At 35.0% G+C, this 21122-nt stretch carries 22 protein-coding genes; 19 read left to right on the top strand and 3 right to left on the bottom strand.

Translation table 11 applies throughout. From position 1 onward, the window contains the following. Position 1: 1 nt before the first annotated feature. Positions 2-1717: a sensor domain-containing diguanylate cyclase gene (locus tag FSZ17_RS16965; RefSeq protein ID WP_082625247.1), complete on the top strand. Its 1716-nt coding sequence runs from the start codon at positions 2-4 to the stop codon at positions 1715-1717. Between the two features lie 43 nt (positions 1718-1760). Here the strand turns inward: FSZ17_RS16965 and FSZ17_RS16960 are convergent, their stop codons facing one another. From FSZ17_RS16960 to FSZ17_RS16950, 3 genes are read right to left on the bottom strand one after another with little or no spacing between them, the layout of a single operon-like run. Beyond that, positions 1761-2690 (bottom strand): hypothetical protein, encoded by a 930-nt coding sequence (locus FSZ17_RS16960; RefSeq protein ID WP_057771783.1) that lies wholly within the window; start codon positions 2688-2690, stop codon positions 1761-1763. Between the two features lie 10 nt (positions 2691-2700). Further along, positions 2701-3171 carry a PilW family protein gene (locus FSZ17_RS16955; protein ID WP_057771781.1) on the bottom strand — a complete coding sequence of 157 codons (471 nt, stop codon included), beginning with the start codon at positions 3169-3171 and terminating at the stop codon, positions 2701-2703. A gap of 5 nt (positions 3172-3176) precedes the next feature. Continuing rightward, entirely contained in the window at positions 3177-3599 is a 423-nt protein-coding gene (locus tag FSZ17_RS16950; RefSeq protein WP_057771780.1) for a type IV pilus modification PilV family protein, read from the bottom strand. Between the two features lie 183 nt (positions 3600-3782). Here FSZ17_RS16950 and FSZ17_RS16945 point away from each other — a divergent pair, with 183 nt between their 5' ends. The 18 genes from FSZ17_RS16945 (at position 3783) to minD (ending at position 21057) form a co-directional block, all read left to right on the top strand. Then, a complete protein-coding gene (locus FSZ17_RS16945; RefSeq protein ID WP_057771778.1) occupies positions 3783-4622 on the top strand; it encodes a hypothetical protein in 840 nt (279 codons plus the stop codon). A gap of 41 nt (positions 4623-4663) precedes the next feature. Beyond that, a complete protein-coding gene (locus FSZ17_RS16940) occupies positions 4664-5986 on the top strand; it encodes a G5 domain-containing protein (protein WP_228460360.1) in 1323 nt (440 codons plus the stop codon). Positions 5987-6010: 24 nt separating this feature from the next. Next, entirely contained in the window at positions 6011-7672 is a 1662-nt protein-coding gene (locus tag FSZ17_RS16935) for a GspE/PulE family protein (RefSeq protein WP_057771774.1), read from the top strand. 11 nt (positions 7673-7683) lie between these two features. Next, positions 7684-8724: a type IV pilus twitching motility protein PilT gene (locus tag FSZ17_RS16930; protein ID WP_057771772.1), complete on the top strand. Its 1041-nt coding sequence runs from the start codon at positions 7684-7686 to the stop codon at positions 8722-8724. A 1-nt stretch (position 8725) separates the two neighbouring features. Beyond that, positions 8726-9931: a type II secretion system F family protein gene (locus FSZ17_RS16925; RefSeq protein WP_057771770.1), complete on the top strand. Its 1206-nt coding sequence runs from the start codon at positions 8726-8728 to the stop codon at positions 9929-9931. A 99-nt stretch (positions 9932-10030) separates the two neighbouring features. Continuing rightward, the gene (locus FSZ17_RS16920) at positions 10031-10462 is read left to right on the top strand and encodes a type IV pilin protein (protein ID WP_057771768.1); all 432 of its coding nucleotides are present in this window, start codon (positions 10031-10033) and stop codon (positions 10460-10462) included. 41 nt (positions 10463-10503) lie between these two features. Beyond that, positions 10504-11253 (top strand): prepilin peptidase, encoded by a 750-nt coding sequence (locus tag FSZ17_RS16915; protein ID WP_057771766.1) that lies wholly within the window; start codon positions 10504-10506, stop codon positions 11251-11253. Positions 11254-11283: 30 nt separating this feature from the next. Further along, complete coding sequence (gene pilM / locus FSZ17_RS16910) at positions 11284-12276, top strand: type IV pilus biogenesis protein PilM (protein WP_057771764.1); 993 nt, start codon at positions 11284-11286, stop codon at positions 12274-12276. Positions 12277-12278: 2 nt separating this feature from the next. Further along, a complete protein-coding gene (locus FSZ17_RS16905) occupies positions 12279-12905 on the top strand; it encodes a hypothetical protein (protein WP_057771762.1) in 627 nt (208 codons plus the stop codon). Beyond that, a complete protein-coding gene (locus FSZ17_RS16900; protein ID WP_057771760.1) occupies positions 12902-13699 on the top strand; it encodes a hypothetical protein in 798 nt (265 codons plus the stop codon). Before FSZ17_RS16905 ends, FSZ17_RS16900 begins: the two co-directional genes overlap by 4 nt. Positions 13700-13782: 83 nt before the next feature. Then, complete coding sequence (locus tag FSZ17_RS16895; RefSeq protein WP_057771758.1) at positions 13783-14868, top strand: SPOR domain-containing protein; 1086 nt, start codon at positions 13783-13785, stop codon at positions 14866-14868. A 257-nt stretch (positions 14869-15125) separates the two neighbouring features. Beyond that, positions 15126-15704, top strand: a complete 579-nt coding sequence (locus FSZ17_RS16890) for a Maf family protein (protein ID WP_057771756.1) — start codon at positions 15126-15128, stop codon at positions 15702-15704. Between the two features lie 54 nt (positions 15705-15758). Further along, on the top strand, positions 15759-16448 hold the full coding sequence (gene radC, locus FSZ17_RS16885; RefSeq protein ID WP_057771754.1) for a RadC family protein: 690 nt from the start codon (positions 15759-15761) through the stop codon (positions 16446-16448). Between the two features lie 193 nt (positions 16449-16641). Beyond that, complete coding sequence (locus FSZ17_RS16880) at positions 16642-17658, top strand: rod shape-determining protein (protein WP_057771752.1); 1017 nt, start codon at positions 16642-16644, stop codon at positions 17656-17658. 199 nt (positions 17659-17857) lie between these two features. Next, the gene (mreC, locus tag FSZ17_RS16875; RefSeq protein ID WP_057771750.1) at positions 17858-18742 is read left to right on the top strand and encodes a rod shape-determining protein MreC; all 885 of its coding nucleotides are present in this window, start codon (positions 17858-17860) and stop codon (positions 18740-18742) included. Continuing rightward, complete coding sequence (mreD, locus tag FSZ17_RS16870; RefSeq protein ID WP_057771747.1) at positions 18739-19254, top strand: rod shape-determining protein MreD; 516 nt, start codon at positions 18739-18741, stop codon at positions 19252-19254. Before mreC ends, mreD begins: the two co-directional genes overlap by 4 nt. A gap of 319 nt (positions 19255-19573) precedes the next feature. Beyond that, positions 19574-20251: a septum site-determining protein MinC gene (gene minC, locus FSZ17_RS16865; RefSeq protein WP_057771745.1), complete on the top strand. Its 678-nt coding sequence runs from the start codon at positions 19574-19576 to the stop codon at positions 20249-20251. 2 nt (positions 20252-20253) lie between these two features. After that, positions 20254-21057, top strand: a complete 804-nt coding sequence (gene minD, locus FSZ17_RS16860) for a septum site-determining protein MinD (protein ID WP_057771743.1) — start codon at positions 20254-20256, stop codon at positions 21055-21057. Positions 21058-21122: the final 65 nt, after the last annotated feature.

The raw sequence follows: 21122 nt of genomic DNA, 5'->3' as shown, positions 1-21122 counted from the left end.
AATGGTTAGCTCTAATAAGAAAAAATTAATTTGGGCTTTATGGCTATTAGTTTTCCCAACTGGTTTATGGCTAACTTATCGGATGTATCCTCCTCAAATCTCTTTTGATATTGTAGACATTCTATTATTTTTATGTCTAGCATTCTTTGTAGCGGCAACTCCAATGGTCATTAATGGTGCTCCGATCTTTTTGTTACAATGGGTTTCTTGGGCCGTTTTTTTAACTTTTGGCTTGTTTATAGAGCTTGTAATTGCTCAATTGACGTTAGCTGTGCTCTTTATAAGAATACGACTATCAAAGGAACAATTTTATAGGATTCCTCTCAACTCCATTATGTTTTTTCTCGTATCTTTACTGAGTGGTGGGATCTTTTATTATATTGTAGGGGATACCGGTGCTAGTTTTTACGAAGAAGGACTATCACTTTGGCTATATGTCATTTATCCCGTTCTCTCTTATTTTTTTAATCATTTATTCATAGCGGTGATTAACTATAGTATATATAAAGGAAAAAGAGAAGTTTTTGGTAAAGACTTTGTTTGGGAGACAATCACAACTTTTATGTCATTACCGATTGGTTTAGTCCTTTATATTCTACATAAGGAAGTTGGATTTTTAGCAGTCATCTTTGTTAGTGTCCCATTTGCTAGTCTGTCTATCACACTAAATCTTTATTCTGCTAGTAAAAATATTAATGAGCTTCTACAAAAAGCAACAGATATCGGTCATCAACTTGCTGAAAGACTTAATATGGATGAAGTATTAGATTTATTTATTCAGAAGTTGACTGAAATGCTCCCTGTTGATTATGCATATATTCTTGACATTGTTGATAATGAAGAGCTTCATCTCATTCGCCAAGTTGAAAAAGGAGAAAGAAAATCCTTCAACATACAGCCGCTCAAAAAGAGTGAAGGTATCAGCGGTCAAGTATGGGAGCAGAAAAAATCAGCATTATACAGCTCAGAAAAAGAATGGAAACATATTGTGAAAGGGTATATGCCTGAGAATGTGGAAAGCGTATTAAGTGTCCCTATTGTTCGCAATAGCCAAGTAACAGGAGTTCTTTTGCTTGCTTCAACTCAAAAAAGATCATATAAAAAATCTCAGCTAATGATTGTCGATATTCTTTGCTCTCACTTTGCTATTGCGATCGAGAATGCAAGAAATTACGAAAAAACAAAAGCCTTGAGTGAACGCTGCGCGCTAACGAGCCTTTACAATTATCGTTATTTCGAAAATGTATTATTCAGCGAATTTGAGAGCTTGAAAAATCAAGAAAAAGAATCATTATCATTAATAATTCTTGATATTGACCATTTCAAATCCATTAATGACACCTATGGTCATCAAAGCGGAAATGAAATCCTTCGTCAACTTGCAACTGAACTAATGAGTATAATAGATCATACTGGAACGGTTGCTCGTTACGGCGGTGAAGAATTTGTCATCCTTCTTCCGAATATTGAAAAGGAAGAAGCCCTTACAACCGCCGAATTAATAAGAAGATTAATTGCTAACCACCTATTCACTCTCGACCAGCATATTGGGCCGAAGGAACTAACTCGGCAAGTTCAAATCACTGTATCTATCGGCGTAGCCACAGCTCTGCAGGATGCAGACAATCCTCTTACACTCATACGTCATGCTGACAGGGCTTTATATGTTGGTGCGAAAAGAGCAGGAAGGAATCGAGTGGCGGAGTATGTGAAATAAAAAAGCAGCAGAACTTTAGTTCTAGCTGCTTTTTTAATAGCTATTAATTATACTCAACATCAATATTGAGTGAGTCAGGATCCCATTTGTCGTTGTTTGATGAACAAGAATTTCCAGGAAGAGGATAAGGTATCAACGTTGAGTCTTGTATTTTGAAAGTTTGCCCAGTTACACAAATATTTCCTGAACTTCCATTCTTTCTTACGTCGAGAAAATAGGCATTTCCGTTAATCTTTAAAGTAACATTTCCATTAAGAACCAAACCTTTAGCAAAATAAGCATCACCGTTGATGACTAATTCTTTACTATTTCCGTTCATGTCAATTCTCTCTTTAAAATAAACTGAACCATCGTAATACTTATTATATATTTTGTTATTAACTATGTATTTGAAATGATTAGAATCAGGAGGATGAGAAGGAGCTGGATCGTTTATCTCATTACCTTTATTCATTGTAATAGTACCAGTTAATTCCTTTTTTTGTTTTTCAAACTCTCCTATACTCGTGAATGTAAATTCCAATGTATTTAAGGTCTTAGCACATGCTGTTTCAGACGGTGAATTAGTAACGTATAATTGATACTTTTCATTTTCAATCGGAAAGATAGATTCATAATTAATTTTAACTTCTTGGTAATTTAAAAGATTGCTACAAAATTGCTCATTAAAATAGTCTATTATTTCCTGTTGTGTAGGCTCATCCTTACTTTTATTGTTTTTTGAATATTTTTTTACCCAGTCTATAGTTTCTGTGTCTGCGTCAGAATAGGCCTCTTTTGCTAGTTTTTTAAACAAAGTATAATAATGGGTTATCCCCATTTCTGCAATATCCGTTGAAACATTTGTTTTTTCAGTACTATTAAATTGTAAGCGAGAGTTTACAGTAGAACTCATAATAACAAGAGAAAATACTGAAATTAAAGTAATGATTAGTAATACTACTATTAAGGATGACCCTTTCTCATTCTTCATAAATTCACTCCTAATACTTATTAATCATTGTATCAATGTTATATTTCTGACCTTTTTTATTTGAGAGTGTTATTTTTAGATAAAGTGGTTCCCATGTTGTGATATTTTCGTATTTATCCTCATCTTCACATTTTTTCTTGTTCATGCCCGTTATCTCTTCTTTACAAGCTAAAAATTCTTCTATTTTAATATTTTGATCTGTTAGAGCGATAAGTGGTTCACTATCATTTTTACCAATAAAAACTGTTTCTTTATCTTCATTGTATTTTAATATAAATTCAGAGTTTGCTAGATAGTATTTTTTTATAGTAGTAATAATTATATTTGCTTCCTGACTTAAATTGTTTTTTTCGGTTAAACCAGTATAATTTTTGTTTACACTAATAAAAACACCATATATAGACCCAAAAATAATGAATGAAATTGTCAAAGTCGCTAGTACTTCGATTAAGGTTAACCCTTTTTCAGAAAAAATTTTCACATCTTTCACCTGCTTATATATGTATAGGTTTTAGCTTCATTTTTATTATTTTTGGGGTCACTTACCATTATTTTGACTTGTATTAATTTTTCATATCCTTCTTTAAATTCTAGACTTATCTTAAAACTAGACTGTATATCTTGATTTAATAATGTGCTAAATTCATCCATTTCATTAGTAATAATACTTGATTTACCACTATTAACGTCCTCTAAAACACTTTGTGGTAAATAAAGTGTGTTTTTTTTCTCATTTTCTTGCAATATATTTAATACCATTTGAGCAGTATTTACAGCAGATAATTTATCATCATTTTTTTTTATGAATACTGCTGATTGGGAGAAGAAACTAAAAAAAGAGACTAATATGATGGAGAGTATTAACATTGATAGCAGCACTTCTAATAACGTAATCCCTTTTTGGTTCATCTTCTTTTCCTCCATACTGAAGTTTAAACAAACAATCTTCTCAATCGCTTTTATTTATTATACAATATGAATCAATCAATATAAGTCATAATAGGACTTTTTTAGTAGTTTTTGAAAAATTGTAACAAATTTCCTGCGGTTTTTATAGTAGATTCGGATTATACTTTCATGAGGGGGGATAGAGTGGTAGCCTTTATTTTGGCAATAGCCTCATTGATTATTCTTATTCCAATAATGTTTTTGTTACCGATTGGGTATTCAATTAAAGAGAAATTAGGTTTAATTGGTATTGCATTTCTTTTTGCCAATGTAGGGCTTATGGCCAATACTCAATTCCAACTTTTTCAATCAGTGCTGATTATAATATTGCTGATCATTTTAACTACATTTATTTTAGAGAAGAAATTTGCGAAGAGTTTGTCTTCCCAGTCAAATATCAGATTAAAAGAAAAGAAACCAAACATCCAAGAACATGAAAATTTATATATGGAAAAAGTGGATTCAAAGCCACAATTAGAACTAGAATCGATTACATCTGCCAATGATTTAAATGCAACAGAACAAATAGAAAACCCTCTTGAAGAAGATCATATTCTCAAAAACGTAGACGATGAATCTGAAAAGCAAAAGGACATTCAGATTCTGGAAGATAATTTTAAGAAATTTGAAACAGAATTAAGTCATTATGAAAAAAAAGATGATTTACTAGATATGGAAGAAGATATCTCATTCCTAACGAATCGAGCGATTAAATTCGATAACCATGACTCTATCGATGTAAAATTTGAATATGATGAGAATGAGTTTGCAACCGTTAATATGTCTGAAATTGAAAAATTAATAGAAACAAATGACATTGACTTTAAAGAAAATCTTGAACTTGTTCAACATCGAATTGATGTCGAAATGGAAGAAATAGAGGAAATTGAACTTACTCGAGCAAGTAATACTGAACAAAAAGAGAATAGAGAATCTATTTCAAATGATGAGATTGAAATTGAAGAACTAGTTTTTCATAAATAAAGTTTCATGTAAGTATAAAGGAGAGTCCGCATGTGAGAAATATGCTAGGAGTTAAACTATTTATCATTCTATTTCTATGCACTTTTTTTATCTTTTCCTTCTCACATTTTGGTGCCTCAGCATTTCATTCGATTTTGAATAATACAAACACCTTTGCCGAAGGAACGACGGCTGGTATTGTAGATGTTTCAGGGAAAACTGAAACAGAAGCGATGCAACTAGTGGACGAACAATTGACCCGTTGGTTAGAAGAAATGAATATACATATTAGATATAAAGAGAAAAAAATATTACTAAATAATTCTCATTTTCGGTTTAACATTGTTGATTCAGTGAAGTCTGTAAATAATGGACAGAAAAATATGCTGCTTGTTGATTTTGAAAATAATACATTAGAGAATGAAATCCTTGATTCATTCCCATCATTAAATAGTGATATGATTGACTTTGATAAGCTAATGTCAGACTTATTAAAGAGTGCCAAGATATTAGAATCCGAAAATTTAGAATTTAGTCTAGAGAACTATTTAATGGGTGCAAACAAAAATCAGAATGCTGTTATTAATGAATCTAGTATAGAATTCAAGGATACAGACGCTGACATGAGGCGGATAATAGAAAAGCTATCAACTATCGAAATTCAACCAAATTCTCAATTTTCTCTTTTAAAATTCCTTGAAGAGAATGGATTGGAAAAGGAATCTCCAATTGCTATTAATAAATTAGCTACGGCAATTTATCAATTAATTTTACCAACTAATTTTCCAATAATTGAAAGATATATTAGCAATGATAAACCTGAATATGCACAATTAGGATTTGAAGCAAAGGTTGATGCCGAAAAAAGCATGGATTTGATTTTTGCTAATCCAAATGATAATGGTTATGTCATTGACCTTCTGTTGCGTGAGAATACATTAACTTTATCGCTAAAAGGGACGACCTTTTTGAATAAATATGTTATTACGAAACAGGATGAACAGACCTTTAAACCGAAAACAATCAAGCATTATAGCCCACTATTGAACCCGAATGAAAAAAAAGTTAAAACCGAAGGAAAAGAAGGGTTAATAATTAAAGTTTTCCGTGAAGTTTATGATGAAAACGGTGCGTTTTTAAGTAGAGAAGAAATCTCAGAGGATTATTATCCGCCAATTCATCGTATTGAAGTGTACGGGCTAATTAATAAAGAAAAAAATAATAATGAATTACAAGAAGAGTCTCCTTCGGAAGAAAATGTTAACACTACCGAGAGTCAAAATGATGATGTAAAATCTGCATCTCCAGAAAACACTGATGATTCATCTGGAACGATCGAAAATACAAATGATCTTTGGGGGAAACCAAAGGAACAAATGAAATAATCACCAATAAAGCAGGGATGATGTATGAAACAAATCCGAAAACGGCTTGGGGATCTACTTATTGATGCTGGTCTATTAACTGAAGATCAGCTACACACTACATTAAAGGAAAAAAGTGAAGGACAAAGACTCGGTGATGCTTTACTGCAAAGGGGATATATTACAGAGCAACAGCTTATTGAAGTACTTGAATTTCAGCTTGGAATTCCTCATATTAGTTTATATCGATATCCATTTGACACAAAACTATTTAGTATTATTTCAAAGGAAACAGCAAAACGGCAGCTTTTAATTCCTCTAAAAAAAGAAGGGGACAAGCTTTATGTCGCTATGGCAGACCCGATGGACTTCTTTTCTATCGATGATTTGCGATTATCAACAGGTTTCCAAATTGAGACGGCGATTGCAACGAAAGATGATATTTTAAGAGCAATTAATAAATACTATGACATTGATGAAGGCTTTGAAGAATTAATAAGTGATAATCCTCAAACTGAAAGTCACCAAGAAGAAAAAATTACGGATCAAGACTCTCCTATTGTGCGATTAGTAAATCAAATAATTTCAAATGCAGTTTCGATGAAAGCAAGTGATATTCATATCGATCATCAAGAAACGAAGGTAATTGTTCGATACCGAATAGATGGAGTATTAAGAGTAGAACGAGTTCTTCCAAAGCATATGCAGGGTGTTTTAACAGCAAGAATAAAAATAATGGCCAATTTAGATATTACAGAACACCGTATTCCTCAGGATGGCAGAATAAAGGTAAATCTCGATTTCCATCCAGTAGATTTACGTGTATCTACTTTGCCGACAGTTTTTGGTGAAAAAATAGTTTTGCGGATCCTTGATTTAGGCAGTTCATTAAATGATATAAATAAACTTGGCTTTAATAAATTAAATTTAAAACGGTTCATAGAAATGATTGAAAAGCCAACTGGGATTGTTCTGATAACAGGTCCTACTGGCTCAGGAAAATCCTCTACTTTATATGCAGCATTAAATAAATTGAATAGTGAAGAGGTTAATATTATTACAATTGAAGACCCTGTTGAGTACCAATTGGAAGGAATCAATCAAATTCAAGTAAACACGAATATTGGTATGACTTTCGCTACAGGTCTTCGTTCCATTCTCCGCCAAGATCCGAATATTATTATGGTCGGAGAAATTAGGGATAAGGAAACAGTTGAAGTTGCGATTCGTGCTTCGTTAACAGGACATCTTGTACTTAGTACTTTGCATACAAATGATTCGATTGGGACGATTACTAGATTAATGGATATGGGAGTAGAGCCATTTTTAGTTGCCTCATCACTAAGCGGAATTATTGCCCAGAGGCTTGTAAGAAGGGTATGCCGAGATTGTGCAGAGGAGCATGTACCTTCTAAACGGGAAATTGAAATTTTTGCAAGAAGAGGTATGAATATAGAAAAAGTAATTCGTGGACGGGGATGTTCCTCTTGTAGTATGACAGGCTATAAAGGACGAATTGCTATACATGAAGTGCTAGTAATAAATGATGAAATAAGACGCACGATTATGAATGGAGAATCTATTGCAAGATTAAGAGAATTAGCTATTAAACATAAAACGATTTTTCTTGTAGATGATGGCTTATTAAAAGTAAAACAAGGTTTAACAACGACAGAAGAAGTATTGAGAGTAGCAACACTCGAATAGGGGTGCAAATAGTGAAAGATAAAATAGAATATTTATTACGCGCCGCATTTGAATTAAAAGCTTCAGATCTTCATTTAACGGTAGGCGTTCAACCTATTATGCGGATCAATGGCGAATTGAAAAAATATGGAAAAGAGATCCTGAAGCCCGATGAGACAGAAGGAATGGCAAAAGCGGTTATACCGGATCGTATGTGGACTCATTTTAAGGATAAGGGAGAATTAGATTTTTCATATGGCATCCCAGGTGTTTCTCGGTTTCGTGTAAATACATATCATCAACGTTCTTGTATTTCTCTGGCGATAAGGGTGGTTCCTACGAAAATTCCATCCATTGATGAGTTGGAATTGCCCAATGTATTACGGAAGATTTCAGAAAAACCACAGGGCCTTGTCCTTGTGACAGGCCCAACTGGAAGCGGCAAATCAACAACCCTTGCTTCTATGATTCAGTACATGAATAATACGATGCGAAAACATATTATTACCCTTGAAGATCCAATTGAGTATCTCCATAAACATGGGAATTCAATTATTGATCAGCGAGAAGTAGGATTTGATACGATGAATTTTGCCAATGGCCTAAGAGCGGCATTACGGCAGGACCCTGACATAATCCTTGTCGGGGAAATGCGAGATTTGGAAACGATACAAACAGCGATTACGGCAGCTGAGACGGGGCATTTAGTGTTAGGAACCCTGCATACATCAAGTGCTCCAGCAACGATTAATCGAATAATTGATGTCTTTCCACCGTCCCAGCAGCCTCAAATTAGAATTCAACTGGCTTCTGTTTTAGTAGCGGTCATATCCCAACGGCTTTTTCGCCGAGAAGATAAGCAAGGGCGGAAAGCAGCAACTGAAATATTAATGAATAATGCGGCGGTTGGCAATCTTATTCGCAATGAAAAGATCCATCAAATCATAAGCATTATGCAAACGTCTCGTGCTCAAGGAATGCATACACTTGAGAGTAGTATTAATGATCTCGTCCATGCAGGCATTATTTCCAAAGAAGCTGCAGAACCCTTTTTACAGGAGATTATCATTTAATATGGCACGATTTAAATACTCAGGAAGAGACCGTAAAGGAAAAAAAGAGGGTGTCATTCAAGCTAATTCAAAAAGGGAGGCAATGCTTAAGCTGAAGGAGGAAGATATTCGGGTACTTGAAATTGCCCAAATTCCTGAATCCTTCTTGACAAAAGATATTTCAATTGGCAATCCTGTTAAACTTCAGCATTTTGTTATTTTCCTAAGACAGTTTTCAACTTTATTAAAAGCGGGTGTATCTGTAGTTAATTCTACGAGAATACTTGCTGAACAAACGGAGAGTAAACCATTAAAGAAAGTTCTGCTTGATATCGAACAAGACCTGCGTGAGGGGATTCCGTTATCAGATTCTGCCGCAAAAAATAATAAAATATTCACACCCATATTTATCAACATGGTTAGAGCAGGTGAAGCGGGTGGGAATATGGATGAAACACTGGAAAGGCTTGCTGATCATTTTGAAAAGCAGCATAACACGAAGCAAAAAATTATTTCAGCACTTGCCTATCCAGTTGTTGTTGGTATCATAGCAATTGCGGTTGTTATTTTCTTATTAGTAGCAGTTGTTCCAACATTTGTGGCCATGTTTGAAGATTTTGGCGGTGAACTGCCTGCCATTACCCGTTTTGTTTTAAGCTCAAGCGAATTTATGCAGGCCTATTGGTGGTTAATTCTAATGATGATTCTTGCATTTGGTATGACAATTGCTATCCTAAGAAAGAACCTGCGTACGAAATACTATTTGGACTTACTCATTCTACGCATTCCTGTGTTTGGAAAGATGCTGCAAAAGGCTGTATTAGCGAGGATGACAAGGACCATGAGCTCATTATTTACTAGCTCAGTCCCTATTTTACAAGCAATGTCGATCGTTGAAAAAATCGTCGAAAATGAAGTGATGGCACGAGTCATTCGCCAATCAAGAAATTCACTTGAAAAAGGGCAATCATTGACAGAACCAATGAAAAAGCATTGGGCCTTTCCACCGCTAGTGACACAAATGATCGCGATTGGTGAGGAAACAGGTGTGCTCGACGCTATGCTCGGCAAAGTAGCTGATTTCTATGAAAAAGAAGTTGAAAACAGTACAGATAGAATCAAATCTCTAATCGAACCACTTATGATTGTCGTACTTGCAGGCATAGTTGGAACAATTGTCACGTCGATTATGGTCCCGATGTTTGAAATATTTAATCAAGTAGGATAATCATTTGCAAAATATTAACAAAATTTACTAGTTTTATAGTAATTTGATAGTATAATTATAAATAGGACTTATATCACAGAAAATGAGAGGAAGGTTAGTATGTTAAAGAAAATTGGACAAAGATTAAAAGATCAAAGAGGGTTGACACTTATTGAATTACTAGCGGTTGTAGTTATTTTAGGGATTATTGCGGCGATTGCAGTACCTAGTATAGGAAATATAATTGCAAAGTCGAAATATGATGCTGCAAAAGCTGATGCCCTTCAAGTGTTAAATGCGGCTAAATTATACTCGGCTTCCTATGAGGTCGATGGTAATACCTCACTTGATGAAGATAATGAAAAATTCAAAGAATTTATAAATGAGGTAGAAAATCTAGTATCTTATACTGTAGAGTTTGAAAATGGTACACCAAGTATTGATGCAACAGCAAAAGAAGGTATTACTGCTAAAGGTCAAACTTCCCCTGCAAAATTTGAAGGAACAATTTCTGAAGTAAATAGTTATGATTATAGTGATAAAAACGAATAATTAAAGATTTCATAAACGTATATTTATTGGAGTGTTAGCCTATGTATTTTATACTAATCTATATATTGATAATTGGTCTAATACTCGGCTCCTTCTACAACGTTGTTGGCCTGCGAGTACCACAAAAAAAGTCAATCGTCACACCGCGCTCAGCCTGTCCAAGTTGCCAGCATAAGCTTACAGCATTCGAGCTGATTCCAGTATTTTCATTCGTGATTCAGGGAGGGAAATGCCGCCAGTGTAAGGCGCGCATTTCTCCTCTTTATCCAATTGTTGAACTTATGACAGGGCTTTTGTTTGCAGCAGCTCCACTTATAATAGGTTGGACTAGTGAGCTATTTGTCGCGTGGACGCTAATCTCATTATTTATGATTATTTTCGTTTCTGATGTCACTTATATGATTATCCCTGATAAAGTGCTGGTTTTTTTTATGGGGATTTTTTTGTTGGAACGAATCTTCATTCCACTTGAACCATGGTGGGATTCCCTTTTAGGAGCAGCTGCTGGATTTCTACTTCTTCTGCTTATTGCGATCATTAGCAAAGGAGGAATGGGGGGCGGAGATATTAAGCTGTTTGCTGTTCTTGGATTTGTCCTAGGGTTTAAACTAGTTCTGCTATCTTTTTTTATCGCAACCTTATATGGTTCTCTTTTTGGTGTTATTGGATTAATAACAGGAAAACTAAAAAGGAAAAACCCGATTCCCTTTGGTCCTTTTATTGCTGCAGGAACTTTGACAGCTTATTTTTACGGTGATTTGATCATCCAATTTTATTTAGTGCTTTATTAGCAACAGGATTTTAACTAAGGAGTTTTTCATATGGCTCTTTCCCTTTTTTCGCGTAAAAACCGTACGGTAAATATTATTATCAATGACTATTCCATTCGTTTTGTCGAATTGAAGCAAGCAAAGCCGCCTACTATTCTTCGATGGGGAGAGCGGTTTATTCCGTTAGGCATCATTAGAGACGGGAAGATTATTGAACATGAAACTTTAGCAATGATTCTAGAAGAATGTATTGTAGATTGGAAGATTCAAAAGCGATTTGTTCGTTTTATTGTGCCAGATTCTTATGTCATCATTCGAAAAGTCGAGATTCCAGCAGATGTGAAGGATGACGAAATCAATGGCTATTTATATTTAGAACTTGGTACAAGAATCCATCTTCCATTCGATGAGCCTGTCTTTGATACGTATACAGTTTCAAAAGGGAAAGAAAAGAGTGAAGTTCTCGTTTTTGCCAGCAATGAAGAAAATGTTTTAGAATACTCCAATTTGCTGTCTGGTGTTAAACTCATACCTGATGCGGCAGATATTTCTTCGCTTTCACTTTATCGGCTTTACCATCAATTAGGCTTACAGGATAAGGCTGAAAGATTACTAATGGTTCAATTTGATACGAACGTAGTAAACATCTGTATCTTTGAAAATCATCTTCCTTTTTTTATGCACCATTTATTAATAGATTTTGATGAAGATAAGTGGAATGTTAATATGAATAAGGCTGGAAAGCAGAACCTCCAATATAGCGGGGAAACAAATGATCTGCTGTTACAATTGGAGGATATTTATAAGGAAATAAGAAAATTCATGGATTTCTATCGTTATTCAATTAATCAAGGAAATCAGCAAGTCTCAAAAATATTACTAAATGGGGATCATCCGCTTCTTGACCTAATAAAAAAAGAAATGGAGAAGAGATTTGATGTCCCCCTTCAAACTTTAAATATAAATTCAATAACTTCAGCAACAGAAGATAGTCTTCCGAGGACGCATTATCTAGCTCTGGGGCTTGCATTAAAAGAGGTGTAATTATGCTCGTTGAGATTAACCTATTACCGAAAAAGGAATCGAGAAATACAGCTCTTTTTGTGCTAGTCGGAGTTTTAATATTTTTCTTTTTAGTAGGCATATTCATTACAATGTGGGTAGGCCAATCATATAAAGCAAAAATAAAAACAGTTGAACAGCAAATCTCAACAACTCAGCAATTAATTGAGATTGATGAGAAAAAGATGACTGATGCGGAATCAGCAAATTCGCTAGAAGAACTAGAAAAGGCAGTGGAATGGGCCAAGGAGTACCCGATTAAGACAGTTCCTTTGTTAAGGAAATTTACAGAGTTGTTGCCTGAACGAGGTTTTATTCAATCTATTCAATATGAAGAAACAGGCAATATTCAGTTGCTTGTTCAGTTTGACACAAAACGTGAAGCATCCTACTATTTAAAATCTATGCTTGATACAGATTGGATCGAGGATGTAAGGTTAATTACTTTAACTGCGAATGAACCAACTGAAGAAGAGACAGAACAAACGGCGAGAACGGACCATGAGGAACAGTATATTCCACGTTATCTTGCGGATTATGAAATAATTCTAAATAGATCCGTGATAAAAGCAGATGTGCAAGCGGAAAATCAAGGAAGGAATGAATCATGACCCTTCAATTTCCAAAAAAAGAGAAGCAAATTGGTATCTTAGTAGTAATTGTATTAATCATGTTTTTTACTGGAGTCTACTTTTTCTATATTCAGCCATTGAAAACAGCATTATCTACGAAAGAAAGTGAATTGCGTTCTACTGAGAAGCTGTTTGAAGCTGTTGAAAGCCATATACCTGATGATCCACAGTCTGATACTTTTACAAGCACAGAATCGCTGCAAAAACAGATTCCCGTTAAGCCTTTAGTCGAACAATTATTACTTGATATAGAAAAAGCAGAGGTTGTTTCAGATAGTTTAGTACTGGAGATGGAGTTTTCTGATGGAGATATTATTGAATCAGAAAATACAAATACAGCTAATGAAGAAATAAATACTGATAAAACGGAGGCTGAACAAGTAGACGATAAAAAATCAAATATTCCAATGCCTTCGGGAATGAAGAAAACAACTGCTGTATTAACTGTTCAATCTCCGAGCTATTTTGAACTTGAAAAATTTATCGAAACACTTGAATCTCAGGAGCGTATCATTCTAGTCGAAAAATTAGAAATTACCGGACTTGAAGAGGTTATTTCTACGGATCAAGATAAAGAATTGATTACTTCTCAAATCACGATTGCAACATTTTATATGCCAAATCTAGCTGATTTAATTGATCAACTTCCAAAAATGGAAGTTCCGAAGCCAAGCGGCAAAAAAAATCCGTTTAGTATTTCGGAAGATATTTCAAATGAATTTGAGAAAGAAAAAGATGATTCTCTTGAAAAATTTGACGAAAATCCAAGGTAACAAGACGACAAAAGTCTTGTTATTTTTTTTTGTTGATATGATAGGATGAAACAAAATTAGCCATTTACATGGAGGGAGGACGAATGGTGAACAGGCCGGATAAAGAGAGAACAATTACGATAAAAATTAATGGAAATCAGCGTTCATATGAAGAAAATAAGATTCCGGAGAATAAATTAAATCAAGAGGATTTAGAGAATGATAGATTGATAGTAGACGAAGATCAAAAGGTTAATTTCGATTATTTTTCTTCAAATGAAGCAGCAGCAACTAAAGAAACAACTGACGATGACAATTTTGATTGGATCCTACCTGAAGATACATTTGAACAACCGGACTTAGTAGAATATAAAATAGCAACGCAATCGAAAAAGTCTAATAAGAAAGGTTTAAGTGCTTTCGGAAGTAGTCTGAAAAAGAATAACCGCAATGGTTTACTTACTTCTGTTTTTATTACTGTTTTTTTTGCCATTCTGTTAGGTACAAGCTTCGGCATTATTATGTTGAAATTAGTCAAAACTGAAAACACGACGGAAACCGAACTTCCAGTTATTGCTGAACCGGCCCCAGAAGAAAAAGAAGAAGGCTCAGAGACCGTATTCATTAAACCACTTTCGACATTTGTCATTCAAGGAGGCGTGTTCTCTACTGTAGAATCAGCAAAACAAGTTCAAGAGGATTATATTCAAAAAGGAATTCCTTCTCAGATCATTGAGATGAATGAGCAAGCCGTTCTTTATTTAAGTGTGGCTAATAGTATCGAGGACGCTAAAGAGTTGGGTCAACAATTAAAGGGAAAGGACATTGAGGTTTTTGCTAAACCAGTTACATTCGAAGAGAAGTCAATAAATGGTCTTCTTCCTGAAGAAAAAAAGTTTATAGAAGCTGCACCGTTCATTTTTGAGATAATGACAGCAGGAGCGACTGAAGCTGCAGTAGACAATAGTATATCAGAAGAAACTTTAAATAATATCGAAAAGCAAGCTGCGATTTTAAAAGCTATTAAAACGGATCAATTCAAGGACGAAGGAATCATTTCACTAAAAAGTGAATTGGACCTTGCCTATGCACAGTTAAAAGCTTATAGTGAGTCAAATGACTCTAATGTGTTAACAAAACTCCAACAGCATTTATTAAGAGTTCTTTCCACCTTCCAGTCTATCTCATAAATCTGCATAACTCATTCTAAATATTGACATTATCCACTCTAAATCGAATATTTTCTAGGAAATAATGCATATTATTGGAGTCTGTTGCAATTATTTTTCGACAGGCTCCTTTATATGCATTATTTCTTAAAACTTTTTCAAAAGGAAAAAGTAAAATTTACGATATTTGTCGGGTTAAAAATTGTTTGTCCAATTGATTTTTGGTACGATGATAATGTATCTCCCAAATTGATACGAATATAAGGTCAGGTGATAATATGCAAAACCTCATTTTAGCCTCTTCTTCTCCACGACGAAAAGAACTTCTTGAAAATCTTCATATAACATTTGAAGTATCCAGCAGTGATGTTGATGAAAACTTTGATCCCGAATTAACCCCGGGAGAAATTGTCATGGAGCTTAGCAGCAGAAAAGCAAAAGCGGTAAGTATGCAACACCCTAATTCATTTGTAATTGGTGCTGATACAATCGTTGTTTTAGATGAGATTGTTTTAGGAAAACCAAAGGACAGAGCAGATGCATATTCAATGATTAAAAATTTGTCTGGGAAAGAGCATTCTGTTTATACGGGGGTTACGATAGTTGCTCCTGAAAATGAAATAAAATTCTATGTAAAATCAGACGTGGTGTTTTGGGAGCTTTCGGATGAAGAAATAAATGCTTACATTGACACCGGTGAACCGTTTGATAAAGCGGGGGCATATGGGATTCAAGGCTTCGGCAGCATGCTAGTCAAAAAAATTGACGGTGACTATTTCTCTGTTATGGGCCTCCCTATTTCAAAAACAGTTCGAGAATTAAGAAATGCAGGGTATGTGATGCCATTTTCTAAATAAATATTTTTTCATCTAAACTCCCTTACATCTGTATAATAAGGGAGGAATTATTACATGCAAACTCAATCCTTATTAATTAAGGATTTTCCACAGGATGAACGTCCAAGGGAGCGATTTATTCAAAATGGACCACAAAGTTTATCTACTCATGAACTTGTAGCCATTCTACTTCGAACAGGGACAAAGGATGAATCAGTTCTTCAATTGTCTAATCGGCTTTTAACGCATTTTGAAGGGTTAAGATTATTAAAGGATGCATCATTAGATGAAATCACATCCATAAAAGGCATTGGAACCGCAAAAGCCATTCAGCTGTTAGCTGCAGTAGAAATTGGCAGAAGAATATCAAATTTATCATTTGACGATCGATATACGATTCGCTCTCCAGAGGATGGAGCGAAATATGTGATGAATGATATGAGATTTCTGTCGCAGGAGCATTTTGTATGCCTTTATCTTAATACAAAAAATCAAGTACTGCACAAGCAGACTATCTTTATCGGCAGCTTAAATGCCTCAATTGTACACCCAAGAGAGGTGTTTAAAGAAGCTTTCAGGCGTTCGGCTGCTTCTATCATTTGTGCACATAATCATCCGAGCGGTGACCCAACTCCGAGCAGAGAGGATATCGAGGTGACAAAGCGTCTATCTGAATGTGGAAAAATAATTGGAATTGACGTGCTCGATCATCTTATTATTGGGGAAAATAAATTTGTGAGTTTAAAGGAAAAAGGGTATTTATAACACTATGTTTTTAGTTGACGATAAGCTATAATATTATTTATGCTTTTTTACGTCAATATGAAATTTATCACGATTTGACCATAGTTTTATTACAAAACAAAGCATTTGAAATTTGTATAAATTTTTTGAAGCTAGAGAATGCTTTAGCTCCAATTTATTTTTTGCATTTCGTATCAGAAAGGGAGATACAACCATGTTAGGAACAAAGGATCTTGGAATTGATTTAGGAACTGCTAATACACTTGTTTATGTAAAAGGGAAAGGAATCGTTGTTAGAGAGCCTTCAGTTGTTGCATTACAAACAGACACAAAAAACATAGTAGCTGTTGGGAATGATGCAAAAAATATGATCGGCCGAACACCTGGAAATATTGTTGCCCTGCGTCCTATGAAGGATGGGGTTATTGCCGATTATGAGACAACAGCTGTGATGATGAAATATTATATTAAGCAAGCAGTTAAGAACAAAGGTTTATTCTCAGGAAAGCCTTATGTGATGGTGTGTGTTCCTTCAGGCATTACGGCTGTGGAACAACGTGCGGTAATTGATGCTACTCGCCAAGCAGGAGCGAGAGATGCTTACCCGATTGAAGAGCCATTTGCAGCTGCAATTGGAGCAAATCTGCCTGTATGGGAGCCGACGGGAAGTATGGTTGTTGACATTGGCGGCGGAACAACAGAAGTGGCGATTATTTCACTTGGAGGTATCGTTACAAGCCAATCAGTACGAGTTGCAGGAAATAACATGGATGACGCCATTATCAATTTTATTCGTAAAAGCTATAATCTTTTAATTGGGGATCGTACAGCTGAAACAATTAAGGTTGAAATAGGCTCAGCTGGTGATCCAGAGGGAATTGAAAACTTTGAAATTCGCGGAAGGGATCTTTTGACAGGACTTCCCAAGACAATTGAAATTACTGCTGAAGAAATTTGTAAAGCATTGCATGATACAGTTTATGCCATTGTTGATGCTGTGAAGGTAACGCTTGAAAAAACGCCGCCTGAGCTTGCAGCAGATATTATGGATCGTGGAATTGTGTTGACGGGTGGAGGCGCTTTACTTCGGAATTTGGACAAGGTTATTAGTGAAGAAACGAAAATGCCAGTTCTAATTGCTGAAAATCCACTAGATTGTGTTGCGATCGGTACAGGAAAAGCGCTCGATCATATCGATTTATTTAAAAATAAATCGAAGGATTTTCGTTAATATTAATCAGAATAAAATCTTTTATATTATTTAAGCCCACTCACAACTTAATAATGTGATTGGGCTCCACCTATGTATTGACTTTTAATATAGAGGTTATGTTTTGGGAATGAGGTTATTATAAATGAAAATGGCATATTCGCCACTTACCTCGTCATCAAACTTCTCACCTCTAATCTCTAGAAATGAGGTGTAAGGAATGCCACAGTTTTTTCTGAATAAACGCCTGATTATTTTGCTTGTTAGCATCATTATTCTCGTGGCATTGATTGGGTTTTCTTTAAAGGATCGTGATAAGTTAACCTGGCCAGAACAATTTGTTAAAGATACGATTGGCTTGGTGCAAACGGCAGTTTCAAGACCAACCCATTATGTTGCTGGTTTTTTTGACAATTTGAAAGACTTGCAGAATACATATACTGAAAATAAAGAGTTGAAAAAAAGAATAGATGAACTTGCTCGTCTCGAATCGGAAGTACAAATGCTGAAAAAGGACAATGCTGAGCTTCGTGAAATTCTTGATAAAAAAGAATCATTAAGTGATTTTGACCCTATACAAGCAACAGTAGTAGGAAGGAATCCAGATAAATGGAATGAACTGCTTACCATAAATAAGGGCTCAAAAGATGGAATCGAACAAGATATGCCTGTTTTAACGGCAAATGGCTTAATTGGAAAAATAAAGAACACCGAGCCTTTTACTTCTACTGTACAGCTATTGAGTTCAATGGATCCGACAAATCGTATTTCAGCTGAAGTTCAAGCTGATGGAGAAAGTTACTTTGGCTTAATTGAAGGATACGACAAAGAAAAGGGAGTTCTATTATTAAAAGGAATCCCATATGATGCGAAGATTAAGAAAGGTCAAAATGTTATCAGTTCTGGAATGGGTGGGGTGTTCCCGAAAAACCTTCCAATCGGAAAGGTCGTAGATGTTACACCAGCAGAGTATGGACTTACACAAACTGCATTCGTCAAGCCAGGTGCAAATTTTTATGATATTGAACATGTTATGGTTGTAAAAAGAAGTATGGTAAAGCCGGAACTAAAAAATATGATAGATGATGAGGAGGAGGAACTGTGAGAAAATTCCTTCTTCCTCTCTTATTATTATTCATCTTCATTTCGGAAAGTATATTTGTAGAACTCTTTCCTGTAGGTTTACTTGATGATGCCCGAATTATCGTCCCAAGATTTTTAATGATAACCTTATTATTTCTGACAATTTATGGTCCGAAAAAGTATGGAATTATTTATAGCTTCATTTTTGGTCTACTATTCGATATTGTTTACACCGAAATCATTGGGATCTATTTGTTTATTTTTCCTTTAGTATCTTATATCGTGTCAAAACTAATGAAAATTCTTCAAACAAATATAGTTATCGTATCACTTGTGACCATTTTGGGGGTTATCCTATTAGAAATGGGAGTATACGAGATGAACTTCTTAATACACCAGACAAGCATGGATTTTTCATCTTTTGTTTCACTTCGACTAATACCAACAGTCATATTTAATCTAGTCATTACGTGTATAGTCGCTTATCCACTCAAAAAGCATTTTGAAAACTTAGTAACAAGCCTAGATGTATAATTGGAATATGAAAAAGGACGTAAGGGGGACTGTTCTTTTTCATAAGCTCCACATGTCTATAAAAGGAATAATAATGAGCTAAAAAAGGATATTACATTGTTTCTGTCGAATTATATCTAATAGATTTTATTTTTACCCTTCAACTTAGCATTTCCTCTTTTGATTTTCTAAAAAAGAAGGTATGCTTGTTTTAGGGATAACTTGCGTTTATTTAAGTATAGGAATACTGAAAATATTCATAGTACATATTATTTTGAACTTAGGTTTGGAATAGAAAAGTAGTTGTTTAGCGCTTTTCTTACGAGGTGAACATCTTGACATGAAGAAAATTCAAAATGTAATGATTAAGGGAACAAAGGATGGGTTAATCCTTCAACTTGATGATTCTTGTTCCTATGAAGAATTGAAAAAGGAGCTTGATTATAAGCTTTCAGAGAGCTCTAGATCACGTGAAGACCATTTAATTACAGTAAAACTTCAGGTTGGTAACAGATATTTAACGAATGAACAAGTTGAGGAGCTAAAAGAATTAATTAGACAAAAGAAGAATCTTGCCGTTGATTCCATAAGCTCTAATGTGATAACAAAAGAAGAGGCAGCAAAATTAAAGGAAGATAAAGAGATTGTTTCAATTGCTAGAATTATTAGGTCTGGACAAGTTTTGCATGTTGCTGGCGATTTGCTTCTCGTCGGTGATGTTAATCCAGGAGGAACAGTCATTGCAGGTGGAAATATTTTTATTATGGGGGCTTTGAAAGGAATAGCTCATGCAGGCTTTTATGGAAATAAAGAAGCCGTTGTAGCTGCTTCAATCATGAAGCCTTCACAAATACGAATAGGTGATTGTATTACGAGAGCTCCTGACAATTATCTAGAAGAAGATAAAAGGGAAATGGAATGTGCTTACATAAATGATGAAAATCAAATAACGGTTGATAGATTGCAAGTGTTAATGCATGTAAGACCGAATATTACTAGATTGGAAGGAGGACAATAGGTATGGGAGTAGCAATTGTCATTACATCAGGTAAAGGTGGAGTCGGAAAGACAACGACCTCAGCGAATATTGGTACGTCTTTAGCTCTGCAAGGGAAAAGGGTTTGCCTCGTCGATACAGACATTGGCCTCCGAAATTTAGACGTTGTAATGGGACTTGAAAATCGTATTATCTATGATTTAGTTGATGTATTGGAAGGGCGTTGTAAAATCCATCAAGCACTTGTAAAAGATAAGCGCTTTGAGGATATGCTTTATTTACTGCCTGCTGCTCAAACGAGTGACAAGACGGCGGTAACTCCGGAGCAAATGAAAGAGCTCGTCAATGAATTGAAACAAGATTATGATTATGTTATCATCGATTGTCCTGCAGGAATTGAGCATGGATATAGAAATGCTGTTGCTGGAGCAGACAAGGCAATCGTTGTTACAACACCAGAAGTATCAGCTGTAAGAGATGCAGATCGAATTATTGGTTTACTTGAAAAAGAAGAAAATGTAGAGTCGCCAAAATTAGTGATAAATCGTATACGTAATCAATTGATGAAAAATGGAGATATGCTAGATGTCGATGAAATTGCAACACATCTTTCAATCGAATTGATTGGAATTGTTGCAGATGATGATGAAGTCATAAAAGCTTCTAATCATGGCGAACCGATTGCATTAAATCCAAACAGTAAAGCATCCATTGCTTATCGCAATATTGCCCGTCGTATTTTGGGAGAATCTATCCCTCTTCAGCCACTTGAGGACGAAACTTTAGGTGTTTTCTCGAAAATTAAAAAGTTTTTTGGCGTTAAATAAGCCAGGGAGTTGCTCCCTGGCTTTTTCCTGTCATACTCCCTTTGGACAACTCATAGACTTGTACA

This window comes from Cytobacillus dafuensis, assembly GCF_007995155.1.
GTDB classification, from domain to species: Bacteria; Bacillota; Bacilli; order Bacillales; family Cytobacillaceae; genus Cytobacillus; species Cytobacillus dafuensis.
This window is presented reverse-complemented; position numbering and strand designations above follow the sequence as displayed.

What these genes read in the sequence shown, in the direction of transcription:
- radC (WP_057771754.1), top strand. Translation starts at nt 15,759, where the DNA reads ATGCAAACTCAATCCTTATTAATTAAGGATTTTCCACAGGATGAACGT.
- FSZ17_RS16880 (WP_057771752.1), top strand. Translation starts at nt 16,642, where the DNA reads ATGTTAGGAACAAAGGATCTTGGAATTGATTTAGGAACTGCTAATACA.
- FSZ17_RS16940 (WP_228460360.1), top strand. Translation starts at nt 4,664, where the DNA reads ATGCTAGGAGTTAAACTATTTATCATTCTATTTCTATGCACTTTTTTT.
- FSZ17_RS16890 (WP_057771756.1), top strand. Translation starts at nt 15,126, where the DNA reads ATGCAAAACCTCATTTTAGCCTCTTCTTCTCCACGACGAAAAGAACTT.
- FSZ17_RS16900 (WP_057771760.1), top strand. Translation starts at nt 12,902, where the DNA reads ATGACCCTTCAATTTCCAAAAAAAGAGAAGCAAATTGGTATCTTAGTA.
- FSZ17_RS16935 (WP_057771774.1), top strand. Translation starts at nt 6,011, where the DNA reads ATGAAACAAATCCGAAAACGGCTTGGGGATCTACTTATTGATGCTGGT.
- pilM (WP_057771764.1), top strand. Translation starts at nt 11,284, where the DNA reads ATGGCTCTTTCCCTTTTTTCGCGTAAAAACCGTACGGTAAATATTATT.
- mreC (WP_057771750.1), top strand. Translation starts at nt 17,858, where the DNA reads ATGCCACAGTTTTTTCTGAATAAACGCCTGATTATTTTGCTTGTTAGC.
- minD (WP_057771743.1), top strand. Translation starts at nt 20,254, where the DNA reads ATGGGAGTAGCAATTGTCATTACATCAGGTAAAGGTGGAGTCGGAAAG.
- FSZ17_RS16895 (WP_057771758.1), top strand. Translation starts at nt 13,783, where the DNA reads ATGGTGAACAGGCCGGATAAAGAGAGAACAATTACGATAAAAATTAAT.
- FSZ17_RS16920 (WP_057771768.1), top strand. Translation starts at nt 10,031, where the DNA reads ATGTTAAAGAAAATTGGACAAAGATTAAAAGATCAAAGAGGGTTGACA.
- FSZ17_RS16950 (WP_057771780.1), bottom strand. Translation starts at nt 3,599, where the DNA reads ATGAACCAAAAAGGGATTACGTTATTAGAAGTGCTGCTATCAATGTTA.
- minC (WP_057771745.1), top strand. Translation starts at nt 19,574, where the DNA reads ATGAAGAAAATTCAAAATGTAATGATTAAGGGAACAAAGGATGGGTTA.
- FSZ17_RS16915 (WP_057771766.1), top strand. Translation starts at nt 10,504, where the DNA reads ATGTATTTTATACTAATCTATATATTGATAATTGGTCTAATACTCGGC.
- FSZ17_RS16905 (WP_057771762.1), top strand. Translation starts at nt 12,279, where the DNA reads ATGCTCGTTGAGATTAACCTATTACCGAAAAAGGAATCGAGAAATACA.
- FSZ17_RS16925 (WP_057771770.1), top strand. Translation starts at nt 8,726, where the DNA reads ATGGCACGATTTAAATACTCAGGAAGAGACCGTAAAGGAAAAAAAGAG.
- FSZ17_RS16965 (WP_082625247.1), top strand. Translation starts at nt 2, where the DNA reads ATGGTTAGCTCTAATAAGAAAAAATTAATTTGGGCTTTATGGCTATTA.
- FSZ17_RS16960 (WP_057771783.1), bottom strand. Translation starts at nt 2,690, where the DNA reads ATGAAGAATGAGAAAGGGTCATCCTTAATAGTAGTATTACTAATCATT.